At 49.4% G+C, this 26,102-nt stretch carries 23 protein-coding genes and 2 pseudogenes (1 of these 25 only partly in view); 11 read left to right on the top strand and 14 right to left on the bottom strand.

From position 1 onward, the window contains the following. Positions 1–210 (bottom strand): annotated as a pseudogene (locus QZF50_RS06165) (DUF441 domain-containing protein); it reaches 249 nt to the left of the window's first position. Between the two features lie 169 nt (positions 211–379). Between QZF50_RS06165 and yoaI the strand changes: the two are divergent. Further along, positions 380–484, top strand: coding sequence for a small membrane protein YoaI (gene yoaI, locus QZF50_RS06160; protein ID WP_000999630.1), 105 nt, complete (start codon positions 380–382; stop codon positions 482–484). Here yoaI and yeaK read toward each other — a convergent pair whose 3' ends face one another. The 5 genes from yeaK to yeaG all read right to left on the bottom strand — a co-directional run bounded on the left by yeaK (position 485) and on the right by yeaG (position 7,654). After that, positions 485–988 (bottom strand): mischarged aminoacyl-tRNA deacylase, encoded by a 504-nt coding sequence (gene yeaK / locus QZF50_RS06155; protein ID WP_000138052.1) that lies wholly within the window; start codon positions 986–988, stop codon positions 485–487. It lies immediately after the preceding gene. Positions 989–1,030: 42 nt separating this feature from the next. Then, on the bottom strand, positions 1,031–2,521 hold the full coding sequence (gene dgcJ, locus QZF50_RS06150) for a diguanylate cyclase DgcJ (RefSeq protein ID WP_001295489.1): 1,491 nt from the start codon (positions 2,519–2,521) through the stop codon (positions 1,031–1,033). A gap of 180 nt (positions 2,522–2,701) precedes the next feature. Continuing rightward, positions 2,702–4,177, bottom strand: a complete 1,476-nt coding sequence (locus tag QZF50_RS06145) for a GGDEF domain-containing protein (protein WP_000616433.1) — start codon at positions 4,175–4,177, stop codon at positions 2,702–2,704. Between the two features lie 146 nt (positions 4,178–4,323). Further along, a complete protein-coding gene (locus tag QZF50_RS06140; protein WP_000219686.1) occupies positions 4,324–5,607 on the bottom strand; it encodes a YeaH/YhbH family protein in 1,284 nt (427 codons plus the stop codon). 112 nt (positions 5,608–5,719) lie between these two features. Continuing rightward, positions 5,720–7,654 carry a protein kinase YeaG gene (gene yeaG / locus QZF50_RS06135; protein ID WP_061892379.1) on the bottom strand — a complete coding sequence of 645 codons (1,935 nt, stop codon included), beginning with the start codon at positions 7,652–7,654 and terminating at the stop codon, positions 5,720–5,722. A 436-nt stretch (positions 7,655–8,090) separates the two neighbouring features. Between yeaG and mipA the strand changes: the two genes are divergently transcribed. Both mipA and yeaE read left to right on the top strand, forming a co-directional pair. Beyond that, positions 8,091–8,837 carry a scaffolding protein MipA gene (mipA, locus tag QZF50_RS06130; RefSeq protein ID WP_000163771.1) on the top strand — a complete coding sequence of 249 codons (747 nt, stop codon included), beginning with the start codon at positions 8,091–8,093 and terminating at the stop codon, positions 8,835–8,837. A gap of 89 nt (positions 8,838–8,926) precedes the next feature. Beyond that, entirely contained in the window at positions 8,927–9,781 is an 855-nt protein-coding gene (gene yeaE, locus QZF50_RS06125; RefSeq protein WP_001186343.1) for a methylglyoxal reductase YeaE, read from the top strand. A gap of 50 nt (positions 9,782–9,831) precedes the next feature. On the opposite strand, the gene QZF50_RS06120 is transcribed toward yeaE, so the two are convergent. Together QZF50_RS06120 and gapA are read right to left on the bottom strand one after the other, a co-directional pair. Next, positions 9,832–10,716 (bottom strand): D-hexose-6-phosphate mutarotase, encoded by an 885-nt coding sequence (locus QZF50_RS06120; protein ID WP_001299317.1) that lies wholly within the window; start codon positions 10,714–10,716, stop codon positions 9,832–9,834. An 83-nt stretch (positions 10,717–10,799) separates the two neighbouring features. Then, a complete protein-coding gene (gene gapA, locus QZF50_RS06115) occupies positions 10,800–11,795 on the bottom strand; it encodes a glyceraldehyde-3-phosphate dehydrogenase (protein WP_000153502.1) in 996 nt (331 codons plus the stop codon). A gap of 341 nt (positions 11,796–12,136) precedes the next feature. Here gapA and msrB point away from each other — a divergent pair, with 341 nt between their 5' ends. Both msrB and QZF50_RS06105 read left to right on the top strand, forming a co-directional pair. Then, positions 12,137–12,550 carry a peptide-methionine (R)-S-oxide reductase MsrB gene (gene msrB / locus QZF50_RS06110; protein WP_001284613.1) on the top strand — a complete coding sequence of 138 codons (414 nt, stop codon included), beginning with the start codon at positions 12,137–12,139 and terminating at the stop codon, positions 12,548–12,550. Between the two features lie 41 nt (positions 12,551–12,591). Next, entirely contained in the window at positions 12,592–12,864 is a 273-nt protein-coding gene (locus QZF50_RS06105) for a YeaC family protein (RefSeq protein WP_001046790.1), read from the top strand. A 160-nt stretch (positions 12,865–13,024) separates the two neighbouring features. Here QZF50_RS06105 and pncA read toward each other — a convergent pair whose 3' ends face one another. The 3 genes from pncA to sppA all read right to left on the bottom strand — a co-directional run bounded on the left by pncA (position 13,025) and on the right by sppA (position 16,716). Further along, entirely contained in the window at positions 13,025–13,666 is a 642-nt protein-coding gene (gene pncA / locus QZF50_RS06100) for a bifunctional nicotinamidase/pyrazinamidase (RefSeq protein WP_001135062.1), read from the bottom strand. Positions 13,667–13,676: 10 nt separating this feature from the next. Next, positions 13,677–14,693, bottom strand: a complete 1,017-nt coding sequence (gene ansA, locus QZF50_RS06095; protein WP_001170162.1) for an asparaginase — start codon at positions 14,691–14,693, stop codon at positions 13,677–13,679. A gap of 166 nt (positions 14,694–14,859) precedes the next feature. Next, positions 14,860–16,716, bottom strand: coding sequence for a signal peptide peptidase SppA (gene sppA, locus QZF50_RS06090; RefSeq protein ID WP_001259809.1), 1,857 nt, complete (start codon positions 16,714–16,716; stop codon positions 14,860–14,862). A 160-nt stretch (positions 16,717–16,876) separates the two neighbouring features. Here sppA and QZF50_RS06085 point away from each other — a divergent pair, with 160 nt between their 5' ends. The 4 genes and pseudogenes from QZF50_RS06085 to QZF50_RS06070 all read left to right on the top strand — a co-directional run bounded on the left by QZF50_RS06085 (position 16,877) and on the right by QZF50_RS06070 (position 21,723). Further along, positions 16,877–17,428: an NAD(P)H nitroreductase gene (locus QZF50_RS06085; protein WP_000339283.1), complete on the top strand. Its 552-nt coding sequence runs from the start codon at positions 16,877–16,879 to the stop codon at positions 17,426–17,428. A gap of 116 nt (positions 17,429–17,544) precedes the next feature. After that, entirely contained in the window at positions 17,545–18,588 is a 1,044-nt protein-coding gene (selD, locus tag QZF50_RS06080) for a selenide, water dikinase SelD (RefSeq protein ID WP_001298241.1), read from the top strand. Between the two features lie 4 nt (positions 18,589–18,592). Beyond that, positions 18,593–20,554, top strand: a complete 1,962-nt coding sequence (gene topB / locus QZF50_RS06075) for a DNA topoisomerase III (RefSeq protein ID WP_001235819.1) — start codon at positions 18,593–18,595, stop codon at positions 20,552–20,554. Between the two features lie 127 nt (positions 20,555–20,681). Further along, positions 20,682–21,723: pseudogene (locus tag QZF50_RS06070) on the top strand (DUF1266 domain-containing protein). Positions 21,724–21,839: 116 nt separating this feature from the next. Here the strand turns inward: QZF50_RS06070 and gdhA are convergent. Beyond that, positions 21,840–23,183, bottom strand: a complete 1,344-nt coding sequence (gene gdhA / locus QZF50_RS06065) for an NADP-specific glutamate dehydrogenase (protein WP_000373043.1) — start codon at positions 23,181–23,183, stop codon at positions 21,840–21,842. 235 nt (positions 23,184–23,418) lie between these two features. On the opposite strand from gdhA, the gene QZF50_RS06060 reads away from it, so the two are divergent. After that, positions 23,419–23,691 carry a YnjH family protein gene (locus tag QZF50_RS06060; protein WP_000085233.1) on the top strand — a complete coding sequence of 91 codons (273 nt, stop codon included), beginning with the start codon at positions 23,419–23,421 and terminating at the stop codon, positions 23,689–23,691. Here the strand turns inward: QZF50_RS06060 and nudG are convergent. Further along, positions 23,657–24,064, bottom strand: a complete 408-nt coding sequence (nudG, locus tag QZF50_RS06055) for a CTP pyrophosphohydrolase (RefSeq protein WP_000781892.1) — start codon at positions 24,062–24,064, stop codon at positions 23,657–23,659. The genes QZF50_RS06060 and nudG overlap by 35 nt on opposite strands. A gap of 86 nt (positions 24,065–24,150) precedes the next feature. Here nudG and QZF50_RS06050 point away from each other — a divergent pair, with 86 nt between their 5' ends. Further along, positions 24,151–24,771: a CDP-alcohol phosphatidyltransferase family protein gene (locus QZF50_RS06050; protein WP_001307237.1), complete on the top strand. Its 621-nt coding sequence runs from the start codon at positions 24,151–24,153 to the stop codon at positions 24,769–24,771. A gap of 8 nt (positions 24,772–24,779) precedes the next feature. On the opposite strand, the gene ynjE is transcribed toward QZF50_RS06050, so the two are convergent. After that, the gene (gene ynjE, locus QZF50_RS06045; RefSeq protein ID WP_001356079.1) at positions 24,780–26,087 is read right to left on the bottom strand and encodes a thiosulfate sulfurtransferase YnjE; all 1,308 of its coding nucleotides are present in this window, start codon (positions 26,085–26,087) and stop codon (positions 24,780–24,782) included. Between the last annotated feature and the right edge of the window lie 15 nt (positions 26,088–26,102).

Below are 26,102 nucleotides of genomic sequence, written 5' to 3'. Positions count from 1 at the left end.
CGTCCCGCTGGCGATGGGGGCCATAACGCCAATCGTCAGAATGATTATCCCGATACTTAGCCCCTGTTTTTCAATCCACGGGAAAAAGGTGCTTAACGGTGTGACGCGGACAATGATCAACACCAGAATTGAAACGGCGACAGTGGTGTTATGACTGATAAAGCCCAGCGCAGCTAACCCGAGCAGGATCAGCAAAGTGACATCAAACATCGTGGTTTCCTTGCCAAAAAATAATAAGCCTGCTTACTTTACGCTTGCTGCAGGAAGGAAGTAGAAAATCTTTACGTTTTTTGCATAAAAAATCAGGCGAACTGTCATCAAACTGCCATTTGTGCACGCTAACAATAACGTGAAAACAGCTATCTCCCGGGGGCATGCTATGAACGATCAAATGTTCGTCGAGACACTGATTATCACGTCATCGTTTTTTGCCATTGCTGTTGTGCTGGTTTTGTCCGTTCTGCTTATTGAACGGACAGGCTAGTTACGCAGTGCGGCGGAAATTGAGCAGTTCTGGTTGCGCAATGCGCAAATAATCCGTGGTTTTCAAAATAACGGATTTATCCAGCATCCCTGCATTGAAGGCGATTTCATCAAATCGTTCGAAGAGTAGAGGGTCGGCAACCAGTTTGAGTTTTGGATGGAAGCTGAAAGGGGGGATCGCGCCGAAGACACAGCCTGTGAGTTCATCGACTTCCGCCGGGCTGGCCAACGAAGCGCGTAATCCGCCTATATGGCTGGCAAGTTGGCTCAGATCGGCCTGTTGATCGGCAGCGAGGATCGCCAGAACATGTTGATTTACGCCATTGCCTTTGACTTTACATACCAGTGCCTTAGCTCCCTGGCCTAAAGCGGTGCCACGAATTTCTGACACCGCTTCACATTTACCTACCGCTTCATGGGTAACGACGCGGAAGTTAGCACCTTCTTGTGATAATAAAGCGATTAACCGCTGATGCGTCACGCTTCCTTTAGCCATTTCAGTCATTTCACGCTCCTGAGATTACAAGCAAACAACCACAGAAGGTTATCATGAACGGCTGTTTTTGTTCTGCTTATTGACATATAAACGCTCATCGGAAGCTTTATACGCATCATGTAACGTATCGTTTTCTTTCATCGCGTAAATACCGGAAGAGAAGCCGATTTCTTTCTGCGGCGCGATATGTTGCAGACGTTTTTCGATACGTTCAGGCAGTTGTGCTGCAATTTGCGGCGTCGAATCGACAAGAATGATGCAGAATTCATCGCCACCGAGTCGGATGGCATAATCACTTTTACGAATCGATTGTTTAATCGCCTGAGCTAACAACGTAATCGCTAAATCCCCTTCCTGATGACCGAGGGTGTCATTTATTAGCTTTAACTTGTCCATGTCAATTGCAATAAACATCACCGAAGAACCGGATTGCACCAGTTTCTGCAACCGCTGTTCCAGTTCAGGGGTTAAAATTTTGCGATTATACAGTCCAGTCATCGCATCACTAATATTTTCTCGCGACACATTTTGGTATAAACGGAAGTGCATCCGGACCATATTCAGCAAAATTAACGCAGTCAAAATCCAGAACAGAACGCTTTTCCACGAAGACGTGATAAAGTAAAGAATATCAATGGATAACGAGACACGAATGCCGCCCGGTAAGTCATGGACGTAACTGACATACTGGAACAGATTATCTTCGCTCTGGTTGATGATAATGTCGCGCCCCGAATCGGTATCGGTTAGCGTGACATTGAGAAAACGCCAGAGGAGAGGGCGGTCATGAGTGTAAAAGATATTCCGCAAATTGTTTTTGTTAATATCCAGCAGCACAATCCCTTTTAGCTGCCCTGCAACATACACCGGCGTCAGCAAACTCATCACGTTCTGTTTAGTACGCTGATCCTGGTAAATGCTCGACAATACGGTACGCCCGGTAAATACCTTTTCAATATCTTTGCGATCGATACCAATACTTCCTGACTGCAGGAAGGACCAGTTATTCATCGCAAAGTATTCAACATTAACCGGCTCATAAAAATAGACATAGCGGTCATTGAGATCGAGATAATAGTGAAATTTCTCTTCGGCCATCCCAAGACCTGAACCGTAATCATCCTGGTGGCGGTTGCCTTCCACTGCCTGATCAAAAGCGGGTAATAGTGCTGCAGCTTCCACAATTGTGTCGCAGTCAGTGGATGCGGTTTGTAGTGTGCCGCGTAAGCCCGGGTATTTATGGGCAGTCAGGTTTAAGCCATGGGTATTATTGGCAGACTCAAAAGCCTCGCAGATGGCGCGCCGCTGTTCTGGCGACACTTCCGACTGCTCAGCAGCGAGAGCGCGCATCACATGCGCGGCAATACTCTGATTCTGATACTTATCATAAAGAAAGGAGGAGTCTGCTTTCTGCACGATATAGCGCAGATAGGCACTCATTGCTCTGTCGCTGGCGACAAGTTCAAAAATAAGGAAGGAAGATGTCAGCACAATGACACTTGCGGCGATAAAATGCCGGAGCATTCTATGGTGCAATTTCATGATAAATGGCACTCCTTCGGTTAGTGAAACGAGAAAACCAGATAAAGTTCGATTGCGGCCTGGCACAGGGGCGCTAATTATACTCATCTCTGCGCCGCAGGGGAGGGGAAATTTAGGGGTAATAGTAATAAATTGTATGCAAAAGCCACGCAAAAAGCATGGCTCTGAATATTTTTGCACTTAAATATGATGAATAATCACTTTGTTGCCCCCCTCGCTTTTCGCTTCGCGTAAGGCTTTATCTGCTTCCGTCATGACAAGCGAGATATTACGCGTGTCACCCGTTGAAAAAACCGTGCCAATACTGATGGTCATTTGTTCAGGAACATCATATCTGTTACTAAAGCCGGTCAGGAGTTCGACATTTTTACGCATACGTTCCGCAATGATTTTTGCCTGGGCACTATTGAGTTCGGTAAATAGCAAGCCAAACACCTCACCCTCCAGTCGCGCTAAAATATCATCAGGGCGGATGCTTTGCTGGATAATATCGACAATTGAAACCAGCACTTTATCACCCACACGATGTCCCCATTGGGCATTGATGCGTTTGAACTGATTAATATCAACCAGCATGACACAGAAGTCCTTAACAACAGGTCGCGACAATAATGACTCTACGCTGTTGAAAAAGTAGCGCCGATTATAAATATTGGTCAGCACATCATGAACTGCCAGTTTGCTGGAGAGTTGCAGTTCCTGAAAAATGTTATAAATCAGAAAAGACACAACAAACAGTTTACTGGAAACTTCAATCCCGCGACTGATATACCAGATGGTGTAATTATACTCATCCAGAGTCAGTAGAAGTAAGTTGCAGCATAGCGATGCCAGACATAATAATGCTATTAACGGCCATAGTTCGCTGGCTAATCGTGTACGCATGATAATAAAGAACAGTAAAAATGCCCACAGACAAACCAATATTTTTGTATAGTTGATTCCCCAGGTCGCAGTATGGTTGTCCGGACAGTAGTCGACGACATACAAAGAATAGTCAGCGTTATAACTGCTCAGATTGTGTGCCAGAAGGGGAAAAACTAAAAAAGGAATCAGCGCCAGCAACAGGATTCCCGTTTTTTTCTTATTGTTGTCAAGGATGTTGTCTTTTCCATAACAAAAGAGTGCCAGCGAGGTTAAACAAATAAAACTGAGTTGGCGGAAAATATAGAAAATAGAAACATCATTCGACTTTGTCTGGATCAGTGTACTGCCGTTAATTGGTTTATGGATAATTACAATGGTTTCAACTAAATAGATAAGGCCACTTAAAAATGCAAGGCTTAAAATGAGTGTTGGTAAAATTTGTTTGTTAGTGAAATATTTCATTAACATGAAAAGAAAAATGACGGCGTTAAGGAAAAACAAAGCCACAACAACCATCAGGTAATTCATCTGTGGGATGAGTTTTACATTTGTGTTTTCGTTATATAATGTGGTGATGCAAAATAAAATTAACGTCAGCAATAAACTGAAAATAAAAAAGCTTTGAGCTTTTAATTTTTGTGTACCCATAGAAACCATAAAAAGGAGAGCAATGTGAGTGCTGGATTTTATTGATGGCAGAGATATATAGTTTTGACCAGGATCAATTTTCGTTAACGATAAAAAATATTTAAAGAATAACCCCATGGAAATACGTGTTGACTGAATCATTTTTCCGAATGATTGTTTTCTGGAACTAAATTATGTAAAGGTTATGCTGTCATATTTAAAGCGATTGTAAGCTAATGTATGTAATAAATGAGATAATTTACAGTAAGCTAAAAATCAGCCAGGCGATAATGACCTGGCTGATAGTTTTAGTCTTTAGCTGTTGCATTTTGTTTATGAAACAGTTCACGGAACACCGGATAAATATCATCCTGGTCGCGGATGTGCTGCATCGCAAAGTTGTCGAAAGTAGATTGCAGATGCTCATATTCTCGCCACAATGTCTGATGTGCACGACGGGTAATTTCGATATAGCTGTAATAACGAACAACAGGTAATAATTTTTTCGCCAGGATTTCATGGCAAAGCGGAGAGTCATCGGCCCAGTTATCGCCGTCCGATGCTTGTGCAGCGTAAATATTCCACTGTGCCGGGTTATAACGCTCTTTCACTACCTCATCCATCAGTTTCAGGGCGCTGGAAACAATGGTGCCGCCTGTTTCCTGCGAGTAGAAAAACTCATGTTCATCGACTTCTTTCGCCTGGGTATGATGGCGGATGTATACGACTTCCACGTTCTTATACGTTCTGCTGAGGAACAGATACAGCAGAATATAAAAACGCTTAGCCATATCTTTAGTGGATTGATCCATTGAACCGGAAACGTCCATCAGGCAAAACATCACTGCCTGGCTGGAGGGATCGGGCCGCTTCTCGTAGTTCTTGTAACGTAAATCGAAGGTGTCAATAAAAGGGACGCGTTCAATTTTGGCACGTAATTCTGCAATTTCTTTGCGCAGACGTTCCTCTTCCAGCAGCTGCGCAGGTTCACTGTTGCTGATGATGGCCAAATTCTCTTCCAGTGCATGAAGTTCCCGCCGCTTGCCTGCCGTCATGGCTGTGCGTCGCGCCAGTGAGTTCTGCAAGGAACGCACAACGCTGATATTGGCCGGAACGCCGTTAGCAGTATAACCCGCCCGATGCGTTTTATATTCGGTCAGCTGGCGTTGTTGGTTTTGTTTCAGATTCGGTAAGGCCAAATCTTCAAAGAGCAAATCAAGATACTCATCTTTCGAAATCTGAAAGACAAATTCATCCTGACCTTCACCATCCTGGCTGGCCTGGCCCTGACCACTGCCGGAACCTCCGCCGCCACCCTGGGGACGTTCAATTCGGTCGTTCTGGACGAAATGGTCATTGCCCGGATGCACGCGGTGGCGCAGACCGCCACGCCCCTGATGAAACATCGGTTCGCTAATATCTTCCGTGGGAATGGATACGGATTCGCCGCTGTCGACGTCAGTCACCGAACGCTTATTAATGGCCTCGGAGATCGACTGTTTAATTTGCGCTTTATAACGGCGTAAAAAACGCTGGCGATTCACCATGCTTTTGTTTTTGCCGTTCAGACGCCGGTCAATAAACCAGGTCATATGCCCCCCGTACTACATTTGCCAACTGTATGCTACGCCTGTGTTGCCGCTTCTCAGGCCCACGGTTCGCTGTCGTTGTAGGCCCGGTAACATGTGTACCGGGCCAGGGTTGTTAAGACGATTTACGTACGCGCAAATACCATTCGCACAGTAAACGCACCTGTTTACGGGTGTAGCCTTTTTCCATCATACGGTCGACAAAGTCGTCGTGTTTCTTCTGCTCGTCGGTTGACGTTTTGGCGTTAAACGAGATAACCGGCAACAGCTCCTCGGTATTGGAGAACATTTTCTTCTCGATAACCGTGCGCAGTTTTTCATAGCTGGTCCAGTTCGGATTGCGTCCGCTGTTATTCGCTCTGGCGCGCAGTACGAAGTTAACAATCTCGTTGCGGAAATCTTTTGGATTACTGATCCCCGCCGGTTTCTCGATTTTCTCCAGCTCGGCGTTAAGAGACTCGCGGTCAAACAGCTGCCCGGTATCCGGATCGCGATACTCCTGATCCTGAATCCAGAAATCCGCGTAGGTAACATAACGGTCGAAAATGTTTTGCCCATATTCGGAATAGGATTCAAGGTAGGCCGTCTGGATCTCTTTGCCGATAAACTCGGCATATTCCGGGATCAGATAACCTTTCAGGAACTCCAGATAGCGTTCTGCCTGCTCTTGTGGGAACTGCTCGCGCTCGATCTGCTGTTCCAGGACGTAGAACAGATGGACCGGGTTTGCCGCCACTTCTACATGATCGAAGTTGAACACGCGGGAGAGGATCTTAAACGCAAAACGCGTCGACAGACCGTTCATCCCTTCATCGACACCGGCGTAGTCACGATATTCCTGATACGACTTGGCTTTGGGATCGGTGTCTTTCAGACTTTCGCCATCATAAACCCGCATCTTTGAATAAATGCTGGAGTTTTCTGGCTCTTTAAGGCGCGAAAGAATGGAAAAACGTGACAGCGTTTCCAGCGTGCCAGGGGCGCAGGGGGCGTGAGTCAATTCACTGTGATTAAGCAATTTCTCGTAGATTTTGATCTCTTCGGAAATGCGTAAGCAATACGGCACCTTCACGATGTAAACACGGTCGAGGAAGGCTTCGTTGTTTTTGTTATTACGGAAAGTGACCCATTCGGATTCGTTCGAGTGGGCGAGAATAATCCCGTTGAACGGCAGGGCGGAGATACCTTCCGTCCCGTTGTAGTTACCTTCCTGAGTGGCGGTTAACAGCGGATGCAGCACTTTTATCGGTGCTTTAAACATCTCGACAAATTCCATGATCCCTTGGTTGGCGCGGCACAGCGCACCGGAATAGCCGTAGGCGTCCGGGTCATTCTGCGCGTAGTGTTCGAGTTTACGAATATCGACTTTCCCAACCAGCGCGGAGATGTCCTGGTTGTTCTCATCACCGGGTTCCGTTTTGGCGATAGCAATTTGTTGCAGAATTGACGGCCAGACCTTCACTACCCGGAACTTAGTGATATCGCCACCAAATTCATGCAGGCGTTTTGCCGCCCATGGCGACATGATGGTGCCGAGATAACGGCGAGGAATGCCATACTCTTTTTCCAGAATCTGAGCATCTTCCTGCGGATTGAAAAGACAGAACGGATGATCGTTGACCGGGCTACGCTCACCGTTGGCGCTCAATACATAAATCGGTACGAGCTGCATTAATGATTTCAGTCGCTCAGCAAGCGATGATTTACCCCCACCCACAGGCCCCAGCAGATACAGGATTTGTTTCTTCTCTTCCAGCCCCTGAGCCGCGTGTTTCAGATAAGAGACAATCTGTTCAATCGCGTCTTCCATGCCGTAAAACTCTTCAAATGCCGGATAACGTGCAATGACCCGGTTAGAAAAGAGTCGAGAAAGTCTGGGTTCCTGGGCTGTATCGACCATGACAGGCTCACCGATAGCCATCAATAGCCGCTCAGCCGCGTTGGCATAAGCACTGCGATCTTGCCGACAAGTGGTAAGAAACTCCTGCAGTGTGAACTCTTCGTCCTTGGCAGCTTCATATCGCTGGCGATAGTGATCGAATATATTCATGGTATGCCGTCCTTTCGTTTTTTAGCACAGGTTAAGAGCCGTTCATATGAATAGTAGAGGCTCCCGGAAGAGGTAAACTGAACGACGTCTCTTGCTAAAACACAGCAACTCTCATGCCATTTTATCGACGATGAGAACAACGTGCCCGGTGATACACCTTCAAAAATTAAGCGTAGATGGCAAATGGAAAACTTGCCTGCACGGCTTTCTTAATTTCAATGGCATATCAACAACTCATCCATAAATTTTGCATAATTAATGTAAAGACCGGGGTAGCCAGTAACGCTAAATTCATTTGGCTGTAAGCGCGGTGTCATCCGCGTCAGGAAAATTAAACAGTTACTTTAAAAAATGAAAACGTAAAAAGGTTGGGTTTCGATGTATTGACGGGTAAACTTTGTCGCCCGCTAAACATTTGTTTAAGGAATGATTAATTGTGACCAAACTCAAACTTCTGGCACTTGGAGTGCTTATCGCAACGTCTGCAGGCGTAGCGCACGCTGAAGGTAAATTTTCCCTGGGCGCAGGCGTAGGTGTCGTTGAGCACCCATATAAAGATTACGATACCGATGTTTACCCAGTACCGGTAATCAACTATGAAGGCGATAACTTCTGGTTCCGTGGCTTAGGTGGTGGTTACTACCTGTGGAATGACGCAACGGATAAACTTTCAATTACCGCTTACTGGTCGCCGCTTTACTTCAAAGCGAAAGACAGTGGCGATCACCAAATGCGTCACCTGGATGACCGTAAGAGCACCATGATGGCTGGTCTGTCTTATGCTCACTTTACCCAGTACGGTTACCTGCGTACCACCCTGGCTGGCGATACCCTGGATAACAGCAACGGTATTGTCTGGGATATGGCCTGGTTGTATCGTTACACCAACGGTGGCCTGACCGTGACTCCGGGTATTGGTGTGCAGTGGAACAGCGAAAACCAGAACGAATACTATTATGGCGTATCGCGCAAAGAGTCCGCTCGCAGCGGTCTGCGTGGCTATAACCCGAACGACAGCTGGAGCCCTTACCTGGAGCTGAGCGCCAGCTACAACTTCCTCGGCGACTGGAGTGTTTACGGTACCGCGCGCTATACCCGTCTGTCTGATGAAGTTACTGACAGCCCGATGGTGGATAAATCCTGGACTGGCCTGATTTCTACCGGGATCACCTACAAATTCTGATAATGCATCTTTCCAGGGCATTTTGTGCATAAAAACAGGGCGTCACGCCCTGTTTTGCATTACGGTGGTGCAATACCTGGGAGGAAACAATGCAACAAAAAATGATTCAATTTAGTGGCGATGTCTCACTGCCAGCCATAGGGCAGGGAACATGGTATATGGGCGAAGATGCCAGTCAGCGCAAAACAGAAGTTGCTGCACTACGCGCGGGCATTGAGCTCGGTTTAACCCTCATTGATACCGCCGAAATGTATGCCGATGGCGGTGCCGAAAAGGTGGTTGGGGAAGCATTAACCGGTCTGCGCGATAACGTCTTTCTCGTCTCTAAAGTCTATCCGTGGAATGCTGGCGGGCAAAAAGCGATAAATGCATGCGAAGCCAGTTTACGCCGTCTCAATACTGATTATCTCGATCTCTACTTATTACACTGGTCTGGCAGTTTCGCTTTTGAAGAGACTGTGGCAGCGATGGAAAAATTGATCGCCCAGGGAAAAATCCGCCGCTGGGGCGTTTCTAACCTTGATCATGCTGATATGCAGGAACTCTGGCAGCTGCCGGGGGGAAATCAGTGTGCCACTAATCAGGTGCTTTACCATCTCGGTTCACGAGGGATTGAGTACGATCTACTCCCCTGGTGCCAGCAACAGCAGATGCCGGTGATGGCTTACAGTCCATTAGCCCAGGCCGGGCGGTTGCGCAATGGACTGTTAAAAAACGCGGTAGTCAACGAAATTGCACATGCTCACAATATCAGCGCGGCACAAGTATTGTTGGCGTGGGTAATCAGCCATCAGGGTGTGATGGCGATTCCAAAAGCGGCCACGATTGCCCATGTCCAACAGAATGCGGCTGTGCTTGAGGTCGAACTTTCGTCAGCGGAATTAACCATGCTGGATAAAGCGTATCCGGCACCAAAAGGAAAAACTGCGCTGGATATGGTGTGATGTTGATACGTGCCGGATGCATCGCACCCGGCACACAACATTAACGCAAATTAACGTTTCGCAACGCGAATGGATTGCGCCAGATGTGCAGGTTTCTCTTTGGTCACTTTTTGCGTTTCTGAAGCGTAAGCCGTTTCTACACAAACAAATGTTTTGTAGCCATCATCCGGCATGTCGCCCATGCTAACTGAAAGCGCCGGTCCCGGGTTCCAGCCGACAACGTTCAGATGATGCTGGTGGCCTACGGCGATAATACGATTCAGCGCTTCATCATTAATCACGCTGCAATCTTGCGGATTCAGATACACGCGATCGGTACGGTCAGGGAAGGTCTGAATACCGTCGGTCAGTACATCTTCTTTCGCGTCATTTACTTTATCAATGAAGCGATCGCCCAGCCCACTGACGCTTACCTTAGCGATATCACCCACGTTAAAGTAGGTATGCAGGGCAGAGGTGGTTTCAAATTCGCCATGTGATTCAAGATCGATTTCACAGGTTTTACCCACGCGGAAATGCGCTAACAGCGTAAAGTCGTGCGGCCAGAATTTTTTCGTCTCTTCGCTTTGCGTCAATTCAAAAGTCAGCGCTACGCCATCAGCATCTTCACGATGTGATTTCAGCGTCCACGGCAGGTTGCGGGCAAAACCGTGCGCAGGCAGACCTTGTTGTGCCGCCGGACCAAACCACGGCCAGCAAACCGGTACGCCACCGCGAATAGCGACGCCATTTTTGAACGGTGTGTTGTTGCTCAACCACAGAACTTCTTCTTCACCCGCAGGTTTCCACGAGAGAAGGTGTGCGCCCTGTAATGCAAAAGAGGCTTTTACCTGGGGATGATCGACCACAATGAGGTCCAGTTCATCCAGTTTACGACGGGACAGGACAGGGGAGATTTGTTCGATGACCGGAAGGGCAAAAATTTTCTTAATCATGACGCAGTCCTTTAACTTCATTTTATCAGGTAAAAAAAAGAGCGACCGAAGTCGCTCTTTTTAGATCACAGTGTCATCTCAACTTATTTGGAGATGTGAGCGATCAGGTCCAGAACTTTGTTGGAGTAACCGGTTTCGTTGTCGTACCAGGATACCAGTTTCACGAAGTTGTCGTTCAGAGCGATACCAGCTTTAGCATCGAACACGGAAGTGCAAACTTCGCCGTTGAAATCGGTAGATACTACGTCATCTTCGGTGTAGCCCAGAACGCCTTTCATTTCGCCTTCAGCAGCAGCTTTAACGGCAGCTTTGATCTGCTCGTAAGTTGCAGCTTTTTCCAGACGAACGGTCAGGTCAACTACGGATACGTTCGGGGTCGGAACGCGGAACGCCATACCAGTCAGTTTGCCATTCAGTTCTGGCAGTACTTTACCTACAGCTTTAGCAGCACCGGTAGAGGACGGGATGATGTTCTGGGAAGCGCCACGGCCGCCGCGCCAGTCTTTGTGAGACGGGCCATCAACGGTTTTCTGAGTAGCGGTAGTAGCGTGAACGGTGGTCATCAGACCTTCGATGATGCCGAAGTTATCGTTGATAACTTTAGCCAGCGGAGCCAGGCAGTTGGTGGTGCAGGAAGCGTTGGAAACGATGTCCTGGCCAGCATATTTGTCGAAGTTAGCGCCTTTAACGAACATCGGAGTGTTGTCTTTAGACGGACCAGTCATAACCACTTTCTTCGCACCAGCGGTGATGTGTTTACGAGCAGTTTCGTCAGTCAGGAACAGACCAGTTGCTTCAGCGACAACGTCAACACCAACTTCGTCCCATTTCAGGTTAGCCGGATCACGTTCAGCGGTAACACGGATTTTTTTACCGTTAACGATCAGATGACCGTCTTTCACTTCAACGGTACCGTCGAAACGGCCGTGAGTGGAGTCATATTTCAGCATGTATGCCATGTAATCAGCGTCTAACAGGTCGTTGATTGCAACGATCTCGATGTCAGAACGTTTCTGAGCAGCACGGAAAACAATGCGACCGATACGGCCAAAACCGTTGATACCTACTTTGATAGTCATATATTCCACCAGCTATTTGTTAGTGAATAAAAGGTTGCCTGTAAAATTACAAAAACCTTACGCAGCGTCAAGCGGAATCGTGTCAATCATTGCGACAAATCAATCCTGTGCCTAAGCATTACGCGACTGACTCGCCTCACTCTTCCTTTGGGCTTGAGACCACATGGGGTCGGCGCCCCGAATTTTAAAGGGCAATTACGATAAAAATGTGATTTTCATCACGATTTAGGTGCAGCCATTTCGTCGAGATCAAGTTTAGGACAAAATTTTGCCAGTTGGTGTTAATGTTTTGTTAGAATCAGTCACGTAATGTGAGCACGATTAAAGTGAGATGTGAGCAAATGGCTAATAAACCTTCGGCAGAAGAACTGAAAAAAAATTTGTCCGAGATGCAGTTTTACGTGACGCAGAATCATGGGACAGAACCGCCATTTACGGGTCGTTTACTGCATAACAAGCGTGACGGCGTATATCACTGTTTGATCTGCGATGCCCCGCTGTTTCATTCCGAAACGAAGTATGATTCCGGCTGTGGCTGGCCCAGTTTCTACGAACCGGTGAGTGAAGAATCCATTCGTTATATCAAAGACTTGTCACATGGAATGCAGCGCATAGAAATTCGTTGCGGTAACTGTGATGCCCATCTGGGGCATGTCTTTCCCGACGGGCCGCAACCAACAGGCGAACGTTATTGTGTTAACTCTGCTTCTTTACGCTTCACTGATGGCGAAAACGGTGAAGAAATCAACGGTTGAAAAAACGATTCAGCAACTTATTCCACAGGAGCGGAAAAATTATGAATCTTGATGACATTATCAACAGCATGACGCCTGAGGTATACCAGCGTTTGTCGACCGCCGTTGAACTGGGGAAATGGCCTGATGGCGTTGCGTTGACCGAGGAACAAAAAGAGAATTGCCTGCAACTGGTGATGCTGTGGCAAGCCCGCCATAATACCGAAGCACAGCATATGACAATTGACACAAATGGTCAGATGGTCATGAAGAGCAAACAGCAGTTAAAAGAAGATTTTGGTATCTCAGCAAAGCCTATTGCTATGTTTAAGTGAATGAGTTATCTAGTATTTAAGCCTGTTATTAAGGGAGGGCAAATATACTTGTTAGGACGTCGTGTTTTAGCTGCAAGTAGGTTAAATGCAACACTGACAAGTATTATCTGGCCTACAATGTCATTGAGGAAATGTAGGCCAGAGATGAATTCAACTAATATTACCCCTGCGTCTCTTCCCAGTCTGCCAGCGTATATAGCGTTGCCCCAGCTGCTGACATCTCCATAAACGCGTGCGCACTGTCCTGGGGCTGGATATTCACGCCACGACAACCATCGGTAATCACGTTTACCTTATAACCTAACTGTAACGCGTCCAGCACGGTAAACTTCACGCAATAGTCAGTAGCCAGGCCCATAACGATCAATTCATCGATTTCATGATCGCGTAACCAGTCATCGAGAGAGGTTTTCTGCCGACGGCCGTTATCAAAAAAGGCACTGTAACTGTCAACTAAAGGATTTTCGCCTTTATGGAACACCGCTGCGATCGCTTTTTGGTTCAGTAACGGATGTAATTGTGCGCCTTCACTGTTCTGCACACAGTGATCTGGCCAGAAGGTTTGTGGCAAACCGTCGAGTTGACCTGGCATATAAGGCTCTACACAGTGCTGACTGGCAAAACTGCCGTGATTCGCCGGGTGCCAGTCCTGACTGGCGATAACCGCTTCACCGCGCGACTGGCACCAGTCAATAAGGCGGTTAGCGACATCCACCGTACTGTCACCTTCCGGCACGGCGAGCGCGCCACCAGCACAGAAATCATTTTGTAAATCGACCAGTAACAGGGCGCGAGGGGGCATTGCAGTCTCCTTAATCATCCGGCGTCAGTTCGCCGCGCAGGTTTTGGCTCATGGCCTTGCGAATGGTTTCAGTATCCAGTTCCTGGCTCAGCAGGTAATGCAGTTTGGTTAGCGTGGCTTCTACAGTCATATCTGCACCGCCAATAACGCCGGCATGGGCGAGGGCGTTACCGGTGGCATAACCACCCATATTCACTTTACCGGACATACATTGTGTCAGGTTGACCACCACAATACCGCGATCGCTGGCTTCTTGTAATTCCTGCAGGAAGGCTTTGTTTTGTGGCGCATTACCCACGCCATAGGAGCGCAGAATCAATGCTTTCACCGGTTGGCGCAGAAAATTGCGCACGACATCAGCAGAAATCCCCGGATAAATCGTCACTACGCCAATTGGTTGTGGCGTGATTGGATGAACGATTAATTCCCCTTCACCGTGCGGGGCGGGTGGCGTATTCAAACGACGAATATGGATACCAGCTTCCAGTAACGGAGGAAGGTTTGGAGAGGCAAACGCATCAAAACCATCGGCATGGGCTTTGGTAGTGCGGTTGCCGCGATACAATCGGTTATTGAAAAAGAGCGTTACTTCGTTGATCGGATAATTCGCCGCAACGTACAACGCATTCAGCAGATTAATTTGTCCGTCAGAGCGTAACTCAGCCAGCGGGATTTGTGACCCTGTCACAATGACCGGTTTACCGAGATTCTCGAGCATGAACGACAGCGCAGAGGCGGTATACGCCATCGTGTCGGTACCGTGTAGAATGACAAAACCATCATAGTCGTCATAGTGCGCTTTAATATCTTCAGCAATATGCTGCCAGTCTTCCGGCGTCATATCAGAAGAATCCATCAACGGCGTATATTCATGAATGGTGAAATCTGGCATCTCCGGGCGATGGAATTCCGGCATCAGCGCCAGTTGGCGTTGTAGATGACCTGACACCGGAATATAACCCTGCTCGGAACGCTGCATCCCGATGGTCCCGCCCGTGTAGGCGACGTAAATTGATTTCTTTTGCATGATATTGATATGAATGATATCGAAAGAGCAAAAGTATATACGTGAGGCAGGAGGAGCGCACCTGATACTATGCGGATAAGGAAATATGGGTCGAGACAGCGGGAAGAGGATTCGTCGAGGTAAAAAATAATGTGGCCGACGATCTGTCGGCCACTCAGTACAAGACTTAACGCACGTTGGCGCAGGTCAGGCAAAACGCATAACGGTTTTGTGGGTCGTTAAACGCGGCCAGCTTGTCGCTTTCACTTTTAACGGTAGAGGCTACCGAGGCAAGCGGTGCAGGTAACATGGCCTGGAACGCATCTGGCAACATTGCCCGGACAGAACCAGACATGTTGTCCATCACTTTGTCGAAGAAGGTCGGTTCATCAACGTAGTATTCCAGATGCCACTGTTTCACTTTTGCCAGCTCTGCTGCTTTGGCAACCGCATCATCGAAATCCCCGAGACTATCGACCAGCCCGTTAGCTTTTGCATCCTGACCGGTCCAGACGTGGCCCTGGGCGATTTTATCAATTTGCTCCGGCGTCGAATGACGCGCATCAGCAACCAGCGTGATAAAGCGTTTATAGCCATTCTCAATGCTTAACTGCATCATCTGCTGTGCTTCCGGCGGCAGTGCCCTGGTGATAGAAACATCTGCCAGCGGTGAAGTTGAGACACCATCGGTATGAACACCAATCGAATCCAGACTATTTTCTACGGTGGTGATCACGCCGAAGATACCGATAGAACCGGTCAGGGTGCTGGGGTTAGCCACAATGTAATTAGCTGGCGTGGAAATCCAGTAACCACCAGATGCCGCCATGCCGCCCATCGATACAACCACAGGCTTACCCGCTGCCCGGGCTGCTGCCAGTTCAGCGCGAATCACTTCAGACGCGGTAACGCTGCCGCCTGGGCTATTAACACGCAGGACAATCGCTTTCACTTTCGGGTCAAGGCGAGCGTCGCGGATTTGTGCCGCAGTGGTATCACCGCCAACTTTCCCCTGAGTTTCCTCGCCATCCATAATTGCGCCATTAGCAAAGACGACACCGATGCTGTCACCGGTATCTGCCGGCGTTTTCAATGCGTAATCGTAATAACTGATGGCGCGATAATTTTTATCAGTCTTACTCCAGCCGAATTCTTTGGTCAGTGCTTTTTCGATTTCCGCACTCGATGCCAGTGCATCGACCAGCTTGTTTTCCAGTGCATATTTCGCGGTATCGCCACCGGTTTTGGTTAAACCCTCAAGCAACCCTTGCGCGCCAGGGAATACCTGCTCAGCAGGGATCTGCCGGTTAGCGGCAACAGTATTCAGATAGTTTTGCCACAGCTCACCAATCCAGCGGCTGTCAGCTTCGCGGGCTGCCGGTGACATATCATCACGAATAAACGGTTCAACGGCAGATTTATACGTACCCACGCGGAACACATGGGTGGAAACTTTCAGCTTATCCAGCAACGATTTGTAGTACAGACCGTTGGTAGCAAAACCGTGCAGATCAACCACGCCTTGCGGTGACAGCCAAATTTTATTGGCGAAACTGGCGAGATAATATTGCCCCTGGCTGTAGTTCTCGCCAACGGCATAAACCGGTTTCCCGCTGTCACGAAACTCTTTCAGGGCTTTGCCGATGTACTGCATAGACGGCTGGTCGCCGCCTGCGAAGTTTTTCAGATCCATCACGATACCGGTGATATTGCGGTCGTCCTTCGCCTGGCGAATGGTGTTGACGATATCAAACAGTGAGTTTTCCTGCAGACGATCGGAACTGGCACCAAGCAGCTGGCGGCTTAATTTACTAAACCGCTGAGAACTGTCGGGTTTATCGACGATCACACCAGAAATGTCCAGCAGCAGTGCGCCACGACTGGCCGTTTCTTTCGAATCACCACCACTGACCTGCATCCAGATCCCCACACCAACCAGTACGAGGAAAATAAAGAACAGGTTAAGTACCATTTCACGGACGAAATTCAGCAGACGCCACGTCCATTTAAAAAATCCGGCAATAAATCGCCAAAGGGTTCGCATGTATTCTCCCAACTTAAGGTCACACCTGTCACAGGCGCAATAGATGTGGTTATCGTAATGACCCAACCGGCACTTGTCAGCAGGAATTGCGGACTGTGCTGTAACAAAATCCACTCTCGTGTTAATTTTGTGAATAAATATCACGACAGGAGTTAATCAAATGGATGCACTCGAACTATTGATCAATCGCCGTAGCGCCTCCCGCCTGGCTGAACCCGCGCCAACGGGTGAACAACTGCAAAACATCCTGCGTGCGGGTATGCGTGCGCCGGACCATAAGTCCATGCAACCGTGGCATTTTTTTGTGATTGAAGGGGAAGGGCGCGAGCGTTTCAGCGCCGTACTGGAACAGGGGGCGATTGCTGCCGGTAGTGATGACAAAGCTATCGACAAAGCCCGTAATGCGCCGTTCCGCGCACCGCTCATCATCACGGTGGTGGCGAAATGCGAAGAAAATCATAAAGTCCCGCGATGGGAACAGGAAATGTCTGCCGGATGCGCGGTCATGGCGATGCAAATGGCAGCCGTTGCCCAAGGATTTGGCGGCATCTGGCGCAGTGGCGCATTAACTGAAAGTCCGGTAGTGCGTGAAGCATTCGGTTGCCGTGAGCAGGATAAAATTGTCGGTTTTCTCTACCTCGGCACGCCGCAGTTGAAAGCATCTACGTCGATTAACGTCCCGGACCCGACGCCGTTTGTAACTTATTTCTGATAATTGTCGCGAAACTGTCTGGATTGTGAGCAAAGGCGCAGGAATTCAGACACTCTCACTTATCACTTCACGGAATGAGGGTTACCATACCCGGATTGCATTGACAGGAGATGTCCATGAGCGAGAACTCGATTCGTTTGACCCAATACAGCCACGGAGCTGGTTGCGGCTGTAAAATTTCCCCAAAAGTGTTGGAAACCATCCTGCACAGTGAGCAGGCGAAGTTTGTTGATCCGAATTTGCTTGTGGGTAATGAGACCCGCGACGATGCGGCGGTGTACGATCTGGGCAATGGCACCAGCGTTATCAGTACCACCGACTTCTTTATGCCGATCGTTGATAATCCTTTCGATTTTGGCCGCATTGCGGCGACTAACGCCATCAGCGATATCTTCGCGATGGGGGGCAAACCGATTATGGCGATTGCGATCCTCGGCTGGCCGATTAACAAACTTTCCCCAGAAATTGCCCGCGAAGTAACCGAAGGTGGACGCTATGCATGCCGTCAGGCGGGTATTGCGCTGGCTGGCGGTCACTCCATCGATGCGCCGGAGCCGATTTTTGGTCTGGCGGTAACGGGGATCGTACCGACCGAGCGGGTGAAGAAAAACAGTACCGCACAAGCCGGATGCAAACTGTTCCTGACGAAACCGCTGGGGATCGGCGTTCTTACCACGGCTGAGAAAAAATCACTGTTGAAACCAGAACATCAGGGACTGGCGACGGAAGTGATGTGCCGGATGAACATCGCAGGTGCGTCCTTTGCCAACATCGAAGGCGTAAAAGCGATGACCGACGTTACGGGCTTTGGTCTGCTGGGCCATTTGAGCGAAATGTGTCAGGGCGCAGGTGTGCAGGCGCGCGTTGACTATGACGCGATCCCGAAATTGCCGGGGGTTGAAGAGTACATTAAGTTGGGCGCAGTGCCAGGCGGCACCGAACGTAACTTTGCCAGCTACGGTCATCTGATGGGTGAAATGCCGCGTGAAGTGCGCGATCTGCTGTGCGATCCGCAAACTTCTGGCGGTTTGCTGCTGGCGGTCATGCCGGAAGCAGAAAATGAGGTTAAAGCTACAGCCGCCGAGTTTGGCATTGAACTGACGGCGATTGGCGAACTGGTGCCAGCGCGCGGCGGTCGTGCCATGGTTGAGATCCGTTAATTCAATGCGGTTGTTTATTGCCGAAAAACCGAGTCTGGCGCGCGCCATTGCTGATGTCCTGCCCAAACCGCACCGTAAAGGCGATGGCTTTATCGAGTGCGGTAATGGTCAGGTGGTGACCTGGTGTATCGGTCACCTGCTTGAGCAGGCGCAGCCAGACGCCTACGACAGCCGCTATGCGCGCTGGAATCTTGCGGATTTGCCGATTGTCCCGGAAAAGTGGCAATTACAGCCCCGACCCTCCGTGACCAAACAACTTAACGTCATCAAACGGTTCCTGCATGAAGCCAGCGAAATCGTTCACGCCGGGGACCCGGATCGCGAAGGGCAACTGCTGGTGGATGAAGTGCTGGACTATCTACAACTGGCACCGGAAAAGCGCCAGCAGGTGCAGCGTTGCTTGATAAACGACCTGAACCCGCAGGCGGTTGAGCGGGCGATCGACCGTCTTCGTTCCAACAGTGAGTTTGTACCGCTGTGCGTTTCTGCGCTGGCGCGAGCGCGTGCCGACTGGCTGTACGGCATCAATATGACCCGTGCGTATACCATTCTCGGTCGCAATGCCGGTTATCAGGGCGTACTTTCCGTGGGACGCGTGCAGACACCCGTGCTCGGGCTGGTGGTGCGCCGCGATGAAGAGATTGAAAACTTCGTGGCGAAAGACTTCTTTGAAGTCAAAGCGCATATCGTGACACCTGCCGATGAGCGGTTTACCGCTATCTGGCAACCGAGCGAAGCGTGTGAACCGTACCAGGATGAAGAAGGGCGCTTGTTACATCGTCCACTGGCGGAGCATGTGGTTAACCGCATTAGTGGTCAACCGGCTATTGTCACCAGCTATAACGATAAACGGGAATCAGAATCCGCGCCGCTGCCGTTTTCGCTTTCGGCGTTGCAGATTGAAGCGGCAAAACGCTTCGGTCTGAGCGCGCAGAACGTGCTTGATATCTGCCAGAAGCTGTACGAAACGCACAAGCTAATCACTTATCCGCGTTCCGATTGTCGCTATTTGCCAGAAGAACATTTTGCCGGACGCCACGCGGTGATGAATGCCATCAGCGTTCATGCACCGGATCTGTTGCCGCAGTCAGTGGTAGATCCAGATATACGCAACCGCTGTTGGGATGACAAAAAGGTCGATGCGCACCACGCCATCATTCCGACCGCAAGGAGTTCTGCGATCAACCTGACGGAGAACGAAGCGAAGGTCTATAACCTGATTGCCCGTCAGTATCTGATGCAGTTCTGCCCGGATGCGGTGTTCCGCAAGTGTGTTATCGAACTGGACATTGCCAAAGGCAAATTTGTCGCTAAAGCGCGTTTTCTTGCTGAAGCAGGTTGGCGCGCGCTGTTAGGCAGCAAAGAGCGCGATGAAGAAAACGACGGCACGCCATTGCCTGTGGTGGCGAAAGGCGATGAGTTGCTGTGTGAAAAAGGTGAAGTGGTAGAGCGGCAAACCCAGCCGCCGCGCCATTTTACCGATGCAACACTGCTTTCGGCGATGACCGGGATTGCGCGCTTTGTGCAGGACAAAGATCTGAAAAAGATCCTTCGTGCGACCGATGGTCTGGGGACAGAAGCAACGCGTGCCGGGATTATTGAACTGTTGTTCAAGCGTGGTTTCCTCACCAAAAAAGGGCGCTATATCCACTCCACCGACGCCGGAAAAGCGTTATTCCATTCGCTGCCAGAAATGGCTACGCGACCGGACATGACCGCGCACTGGGAATCGGTGCTGACGCAAATCAGCGAAAAGCAGTGTCGCTATCAGGACTTTATGCAGCCGCTGGTGGGGACGCTATATCAGCTTATTGATCAAGCCAAACGTACTCCGGTGCGGCAGTTTCGCGGCATTGTGGCTCCGGGCAGTGGTGGCAGTGCTGATAAGAAAAAGGCTGCACCGCGTAAACGTAGTGCGAAAAAAAGTCCGCCAGCAGATGAAGCCGGAAGCGGGGCGATAGCGTAAGCGAGCGAATCTTTCGTGCTATTCGAGTCATATTCTGAAATATCCAGCGGATCAAGAAAATTCGTTGGATATTTTTTTTGCATGGATAAAATTATCGCCTCTAAAGTATGTAATAACAGGGAATGTGATGAAAAAAGTTTTATTACAAAACCATCCTGGGAGCGAGAAGTATTCTTTTAATGGCTGGGAAATATTTAATAGTAATTTTGAACGGATGATTAAAGAAAATAAGGCCATGCTGCTTTGTAAGTGGGGGGGGGTATTTAACATGTGTTGTCGCTGTAATGTTTGTATTCGCAGCGATAACATCCAACGGTTTGAATGAAAGAGGCCTGATTACTGCGGGATGCTCTTTTCTTTATCTATTAATTATGATGGGGCTTATTGTTCGGGCCGGTTTTAAAGCAAAAAAAGAACAACTGCATTATTATCAGGCTAAAGGTATTGAGCCGCTCAGTATCGAGAAGTTACAGGCGCTACAATTGATCGCACCTTATCGATTCTATCATAAGCAATGGTCTGAAACGCTGGAGTTCTGGCCGCGAAAGCCTGAACCTGGCAAAGATACCTTCCAATATCATGTGCTTCCTTTTGACTCGATCGATATCATAAGTAAAAGACGCGAGTCTTTAGAGGATCAATGGGGTATCGAAGATAGCGAAAGTTATTGTGCCTTAATGGAGCATTTTCTTTCTGGCGACCATGGAGCCAATACCTTTAAAGCAAACATGGAGGAAGCCCCAGAGCAGGTTATCGCCTTGTTGAATAAATTTGCTGTTTTTCCCTCAGACTATATCTCTGATTGCGCTAATAATCGCTCCGGTAAATCCTCGGCGAAGCTAATATGGGCGGCGGAATTATCATGGATGATCTCGATATCAAGCACAGCTTTTCAAAACGGGACAATTGAAGAAGAACTGGCCTGGCATTATATAATGCTTGCTTCTCGAAAGGCGCACGAGTTGTTCGAAAGCGAAGAAGATTATCAAAAAAATAGTCTAATGGGATTTCTTTACTGGCATATCTGCTGCTATCGCAGAAAGTTAACGGATGCTGAACTTGAAGCGTGTTATCGTTACGACAAGCAGTTTTGGGAGCACTACAGTAAGAAATGCCGTTGGCCCATAAGAAATGTTCCCTGGGGAGCATCATCCGTTAAATACTCATAAACGCCTGAAATTTTGCCGGGGGCGCTGCGCTTGCCCGGCCTACATTAGAGCGTAACTGCAATGAATTGTGCCCATTTGTAGGCCTGATAAGCGTAGCGCCATCAGGCATTTACAACTTAAATCACACCCTGCGCCAGCATCGCATCGGCAACCTTCACAAAACCGGCAATGTTCGCGCCCTGCACGTAGTTGGTTTGCTCACCTTCACCACCATGCTCAACACAGGCATGGTGGATATCCAGCATGATGTGATGCAAACGTGCGTCAACTTTCTCGGCTTTCCAGCCCAGGCGCGCAGCGTTTTGCGCCATTTCAAGGCCTGACGTTGCTACACCGCCAGCATTAGCCGCTTTACCCGGTGCAAACAGTACGCCTGCCTGCTGGAACAGTTCAGTCGCTTCGATGGTGGTCGGCATATTTGCCCCTTCGGCGACGGCTTTAACGCCATTGGCGATAAGCTGATGCGCGGCGTCAACATCCAGTTCGTTCTGGGTGGCGCAAGGCAGGGCGATATCAACCGGTACAGACCACGGCTGTTGGCCTTCGAGATAGACCAGACCAAATTCTTTGGCGTAATCTGCCACTCGACCATCGCGGCTGGCTTTGATTTCGATAAGACGTGCCAGTTTCTCTTTCGTGAATCCGCTTTCATCAACTACAGTGCCGCTGGAGTCTGACGCAGTGATCACACGAGCACCAAATTCCATCGCTTTTTCGATAGCGTACTGGGCGACGTTGCCGGAGCCAGAAACGGAAACGCGCATCCCTTCAAAACCCATACCGTGGCGTTTTAACATTGCTTCTGTGAAATAAACCAGACCGTAGCCGGTAGCTTCCGGGCGAATAAGACTACCGCCAAATGAAAGGCCCTTACCGGTGAAGACGCAGGCAGTATTGTTGGAGAGCTTTTTCATCATCCCCGCCATAAAGCCGACTTCACGACCACCAACGCCGATATCACCTGCCGGAACGTCGGTATCCGCGCCCAGGTGACGATAAAGCTCGGTCATCAGCGCCTGGCAGAAACGCATCACTTCGCCTTCGCTTTTACCTTTCGGGTCAAAATCGCTACCGCCTTTACCACCGCCCATCGGCAGGGTAGTCAGGGCATTTTTGAAGGTTTGTTCGAAGCCGAGGAATTTGAGAATGGAGAGGTTAACTGACGGATGGAAGCGCATACCGCCTTTGTACGGGCCGATGGCTGAGCTGAACTGCACACGCCATGCACGGTTGACCTGTACCTGATTGCGATCATCAACCCATACCACGCGAAACTGGATCACGCGCTCCGGTTCAACCAGACGCTCCAGTAATGACATCTGGCGATATTTTGGATTTTGTTCAAGAAAAGGCCAGAGTGTGGTCATTACTTCACGAACGGCTTGCGCGAACTCGGTTTGATTCGGGTCGCGCTTTTGGACATGGTTGAGGAATGACTCCAGAGAATATGTCTGATCCATAGATATAAAACCCTTATATATTAATACGATTGTGCTTATGTTGTTTATGTGATGTGCTTTTGCAGTTTTCGACTATACCATCAAGAATGTGACGGTAAGCAAGAAAAAAATGACCCAGGAAAGCAAATTAATAACGAGAGTAATCTCATAACCAAATGCGATAACTCAGACGCTAAAGTTTTGCCACCCGGCTACCGTTATCAGTAGCAGAGACAATAACGTTAAGGAGTTCCCTGTGAGTCGAGCATTGTTCGCCGTAGTATTAGCATTTCCATTAATTGCACTGGCTAACCCGCATTATCGTCCGGACGTGGAGGTAAACGTACCGCCAGAAGTGTTCAGTTCAGGCGGGCAGTCAGCGCAGCCCTGTACTCAGTGCTGCGTTTATCAGGATAAAAATTATTCTGAAGGCGCGGTAATTAAAGCCGAGGGAATACTGCTGCAATGCCAGCGGGATGACAAAACCCTTAGCACTAATCCGCTGGTCTGGCGGCGCGTAAAGCCATAAACGCCTCTAATAATGGAATGTCAGCAGGGGCCAGCGGATATTGCAGCGCCTCTTCAGGTGAGCACCAGACCAGCGCCTGATGTTCATGTGCCTGTAACGTCCCGTGGAAGTCGGGTACGTGCCAGGCATGAAGATGGATAATCCGGCCCGAAACTTCTCGCTGATGGCTGGTAACATACTCACCCACAGTTGCTTCGATGCCCAGTTCTTCGCGTAACTCACGCACCAGCGCCTGCCGCTGGCTTTCATCCGGCTCGACTTTACCACCGGCAAACTCCCATAATCCCGCCTGATCGCTCTGGGCGGGGCGTTGCGCGAGTAAAATTTTGCCATCACGTTCAATGATGGCGGCAACAACTTCAATCATTTTCATAAATTACACACGGGCAGATAAGCGAAAAATGCCATAATATCCGCACTGTTGCTCAATCAGAAAGGCTTTATATTTAAGGAGTGCCTGTGCTAGACCGCCATCTTCATCCCCGGATTAAACCGTTGTTGCATCAGTGCGTGCGGGTTCTTGATAAACCGGGCATTACGCCAGATGGTTTAACATTAGTGGGATTTGCCATCGGCGTGCTGGCACTGCCTTTTCTGGCGCTGGGCTGGTATCTGGCGGCGCTTGTCGTCATTTTGTTGAACAGGCTGCTTGATGGTCTGGACGGTGCGCTGGCGCGGCGCAGAGGGCTTACCGACGCGGGCGGCTTTCTTGATATTTCTCTCGATTTTCTTTTTTACGCGCTGGTACCTTTTGGGTTTATCCTCGCCGCACCGCAGCAAAACGCCCTGGCAGGCGGCTGGCTGCTGTTTGCGTTTATCGGCACAGGCAGCAGTTTTCTCGCTTTTGCTGCGCTGGCGGCGAAACATCAGATTGATAATCCCGGTTATGCGCATAAATCGTTTTATTATCTGGGCGGGTTAACCGAAGGCACAGAAACGATCTTACTGTTTGTGCTGGGATGTTTATTCCCTGCATGGTTTGCGTGGTTTGCGTGGATCTTCGGTGCGTTGTGCTGGATGACGACCTTTACGCGGGTGTGGAGTGGGTATCTGACGCTGAAGTCGCACCAGCGTCAGTAATTGCAATGTTATTTGCTACTGTCCGGGCCGCGTTCACCGGTTGCTACCGGATTTTTTGGATCGCTGCTCCATTCGTACCAGCCGCCGTCATACACGGAAACATTCTTCCAACCCATGGCGCGTGCGTACATAAAGGTTTCGGACGCGCGCCAGCCGGTGCCGCAGTAGAATGAAACTTGCTGCTCTGGTTTGATATTCCACGCTTTCCACATAGCGGTAATATCATCGGCGCTGCGCATGGTGCCATCCGGGTTATGAAAATCTTCCATATGCGTCGAGTCGCTACCAGCGTGTCCCCAACGTGCTCCGGCTATTTCACCTTTTGGTTTAATATAGCTGTAACCGCTGGTCGTACCGATAAATTCTGGCCACGAACGAATGCTCACCAGCGATGCATCCTGGCGATGCAGCAGTCCACGGGCCTGTTCCATATCGAGCATCAACTGCGGTTGTGCCGGGATCTTCACGCCGAAATCCGGTTCCGCTTTCACTTTCGGTGGCGTTCCTCGCTCAACAGGCAGTCCCGCGTCGGACCAGGTTTGCCAGCCGCCATCCAGCAGACGCACATCTTTCACGCCTGCGTAGAGCATAATTTGCGCCACACGCGCTCCAGCGTATACGTCACGCCCGTACAGAATGACCGTGGTGTCATGGCGAATGCCGTGTTTTGCCAGCATCGCTTTTAGTTGTTCATCAGAAACTTTGTTCCACAGCGGTTCGCTTTCCACTTCGTTGGTATCGATGTAGTCAGCACCGGGAATATGGCTGATAAGGTAAAGCTTAGGAGCGCCCCAGGCCGCTTCAATGACTTTCCAGTCACCGGCAGGTTTCGCCGTAACCTCTTTACCTTGTTGCAGGTCGTGCAGCCATTGCGGATAAACCAGCTGCTCAAAGTGCGGCAGTTTTTGTAGACGGGAAGGTTCGCTTAGCGCGTCACTCAGAATGGAGATATGCGTAAAACCTGCTTTTTGCAGTCGCGTTTTGACGGCGTCGACATCTTTGTCATTACCGTACAGCGCCACCGGGGCATCGGCTTTCAGGTTATGTTGCTTGATCCACGCGTTGAGCTGTTCGGTGCTCATTTTGTCGAGCCAGCTGGCAGAGAGGTTTAAGGCGGCAGGTTCATGACCAGAAGGGCCATTTAAGGTTTGTGGCCAGCCGTTATAAAACGCGCTGGGGCGAGTATCTATCGCTTTGCCATTTTGTTGTTGAAGCTGGTCAGGTGTAAGAGGCTTCGCCAGTTCAGCGGCCCACGAAGAAGCGCAAGCCAGCCCTAAAGCCATTGCCAGCGCGGTCATTTGAGAAACACGTTTCATCGAAAATCCCGACAT

Origin of the sequence: uncultured Escherichia sp. (genome assembly GCF_948475835.1) — a bacterium.
In the GTDB taxonomy this organism is placed as follows: domain Bacteria; phylum Pseudomonadota; class Gammaproteobacteria; order Enterobacterales; family Enterobacteriaceae; genus ECMA0423.
This window is presented reverse-complemented; position numbering and strand designations above follow the sequence as displayed.

What these genes read in the sequence shown, in the direction of transcription:
- gapA (WP_000153502.1), bottom strand. Translation starts at nt 11,795, where the DNA reads ATGACTATCAAAGTAGGTATCAACGGTTTTGGCCGTATCGGTCGCATT.
- sppA (WP_001259809.1), bottom strand. Translation starts at nt 16,716, where the DNA reads ATGCGAACCCTTTGGCGATTTATTGCCGGATTTTTTAAATGGACGTGG.
- QZF50_RS06085 (WP_000339283.1), top strand. Translation starts at nt 16,877, where the DNA reads ATGGATGCACTCGAACTATTGATCAATCGCCGTAGCGCCTCCCGCCTG.
- gdhA (WP_000373043.1), bottom strand. Translation starts at nt 23,183, where the DNA reads ATGGATCAGACATATTCTCTGGAGTCATTCCTCAACCATGTCCAAAAG.
- yeaK (WP_000138052.1), bottom strand. Translation starts at nt 988, where the DNA reads ATGACTGAAATGGCTAAAGGAAGCGTGACGCATCAGCGGTTAATCGCT.
- nudG (WP_000781892.1), bottom strand. Translation starts at nt 24,064, where the DNA reads ATGAAAATGATTGAAGTTGTTGCCGCCATCATTGAACGTGATGGCAAA.
- msrB (WP_001284613.1), top strand. Translation starts at nt 12,137, where the DNA reads ATGGCTAATAAACCTTCGGCAGAAGAACTGAAAAAAAATTTGTCCGAG.
- dgcJ (WP_001295489.1), bottom strand. Translation starts at nt 2,521, where the DNA reads ATGAAATTGCACCATAGAATGCTCCGGCATTTTATCGCCGCAAGTGTC.
- pncA (WP_001135062.1), bottom strand. Translation starts at nt 13,666, where the DNA reads ATGCCCCCTCGCGCCCTGTTACTGGTCGATTTACAAAATGATTTCTGT.
- ansA (WP_001170162.1), bottom strand. Translation starts at nt 14,693, where the DNA reads ATGCAAAAGAAATCAATTTACGTCGCCTACACGGGCGGGACCATCGGG.
- selD (WP_001298241.1), top strand. Translation starts at nt 17,545, where the DNA reads ATGAGCGAGAACTCGATTCGTTTGACCCAATACAGCCACGGAGCTGGT.
- topB (WP_001235819.1), top strand. Translation starts at nt 18,593, where the DNA reads ATGCGGTTGTTTATTGCCGAAAAACCGAGTCTGGCGCGCGCCATTGCT.
- QZF50_RS06140 (WP_000219686.1), bottom strand. Translation starts at nt 5,607, where the DNA reads ATGACCTGGTTTATTGACCGGCGTCTGAACGGCAAAAACAAAAGCATG.
- QZF50_RS06145 (WP_000616433.1), bottom strand. Translation starts at nt 4,177, where the DNA reads ATGATTCAGTCAACACGTATTTCCATGGGGTTATTCTTTAAATATTTT.
- ynjE (WP_001356079.1), bottom strand. Translation starts at nt 26,087, where the DNA reads ATGAAACGTGTTTCTCAAATGACCGCGCTGGCAATGGCTTTAGGGCTG.
- QZF50_RS06120 (WP_001299317.1), bottom strand. Translation starts at nt 10,716, where the DNA reads ATGATTAAGAAAATTTTTGCCCTTCCGGTCATCGAACAAATCTCCCCT.
- yeaG (WP_061892379.1), bottom strand. Translation starts at nt 7,654, where the DNA reads ATGAATATATTCGATCACTATCGCCAGCGATATGAAGCTGCCAAGGAC.
- yoaI (WP_000999630.1), top strand. Translation starts at nt 380, where the DNA reads ATGAACGATCAAATGTTCGTCGAGACACTGATTATCACGTCATCGTTT.
- QZF50_RS06105 (WP_001046790.1), top strand. Translation starts at nt 12,592, where the DNA reads ATGAATCTTGATGACATTATCAACAGCATGACGCCTGAGGTATACCAG.
- yeaE (WP_001186343.1), top strand. Translation starts at nt 8,927, where the DNA reads ATGCAACAAAAAATGATTCAATTTAGTGGCGATGTCTCACTGCCAGCC.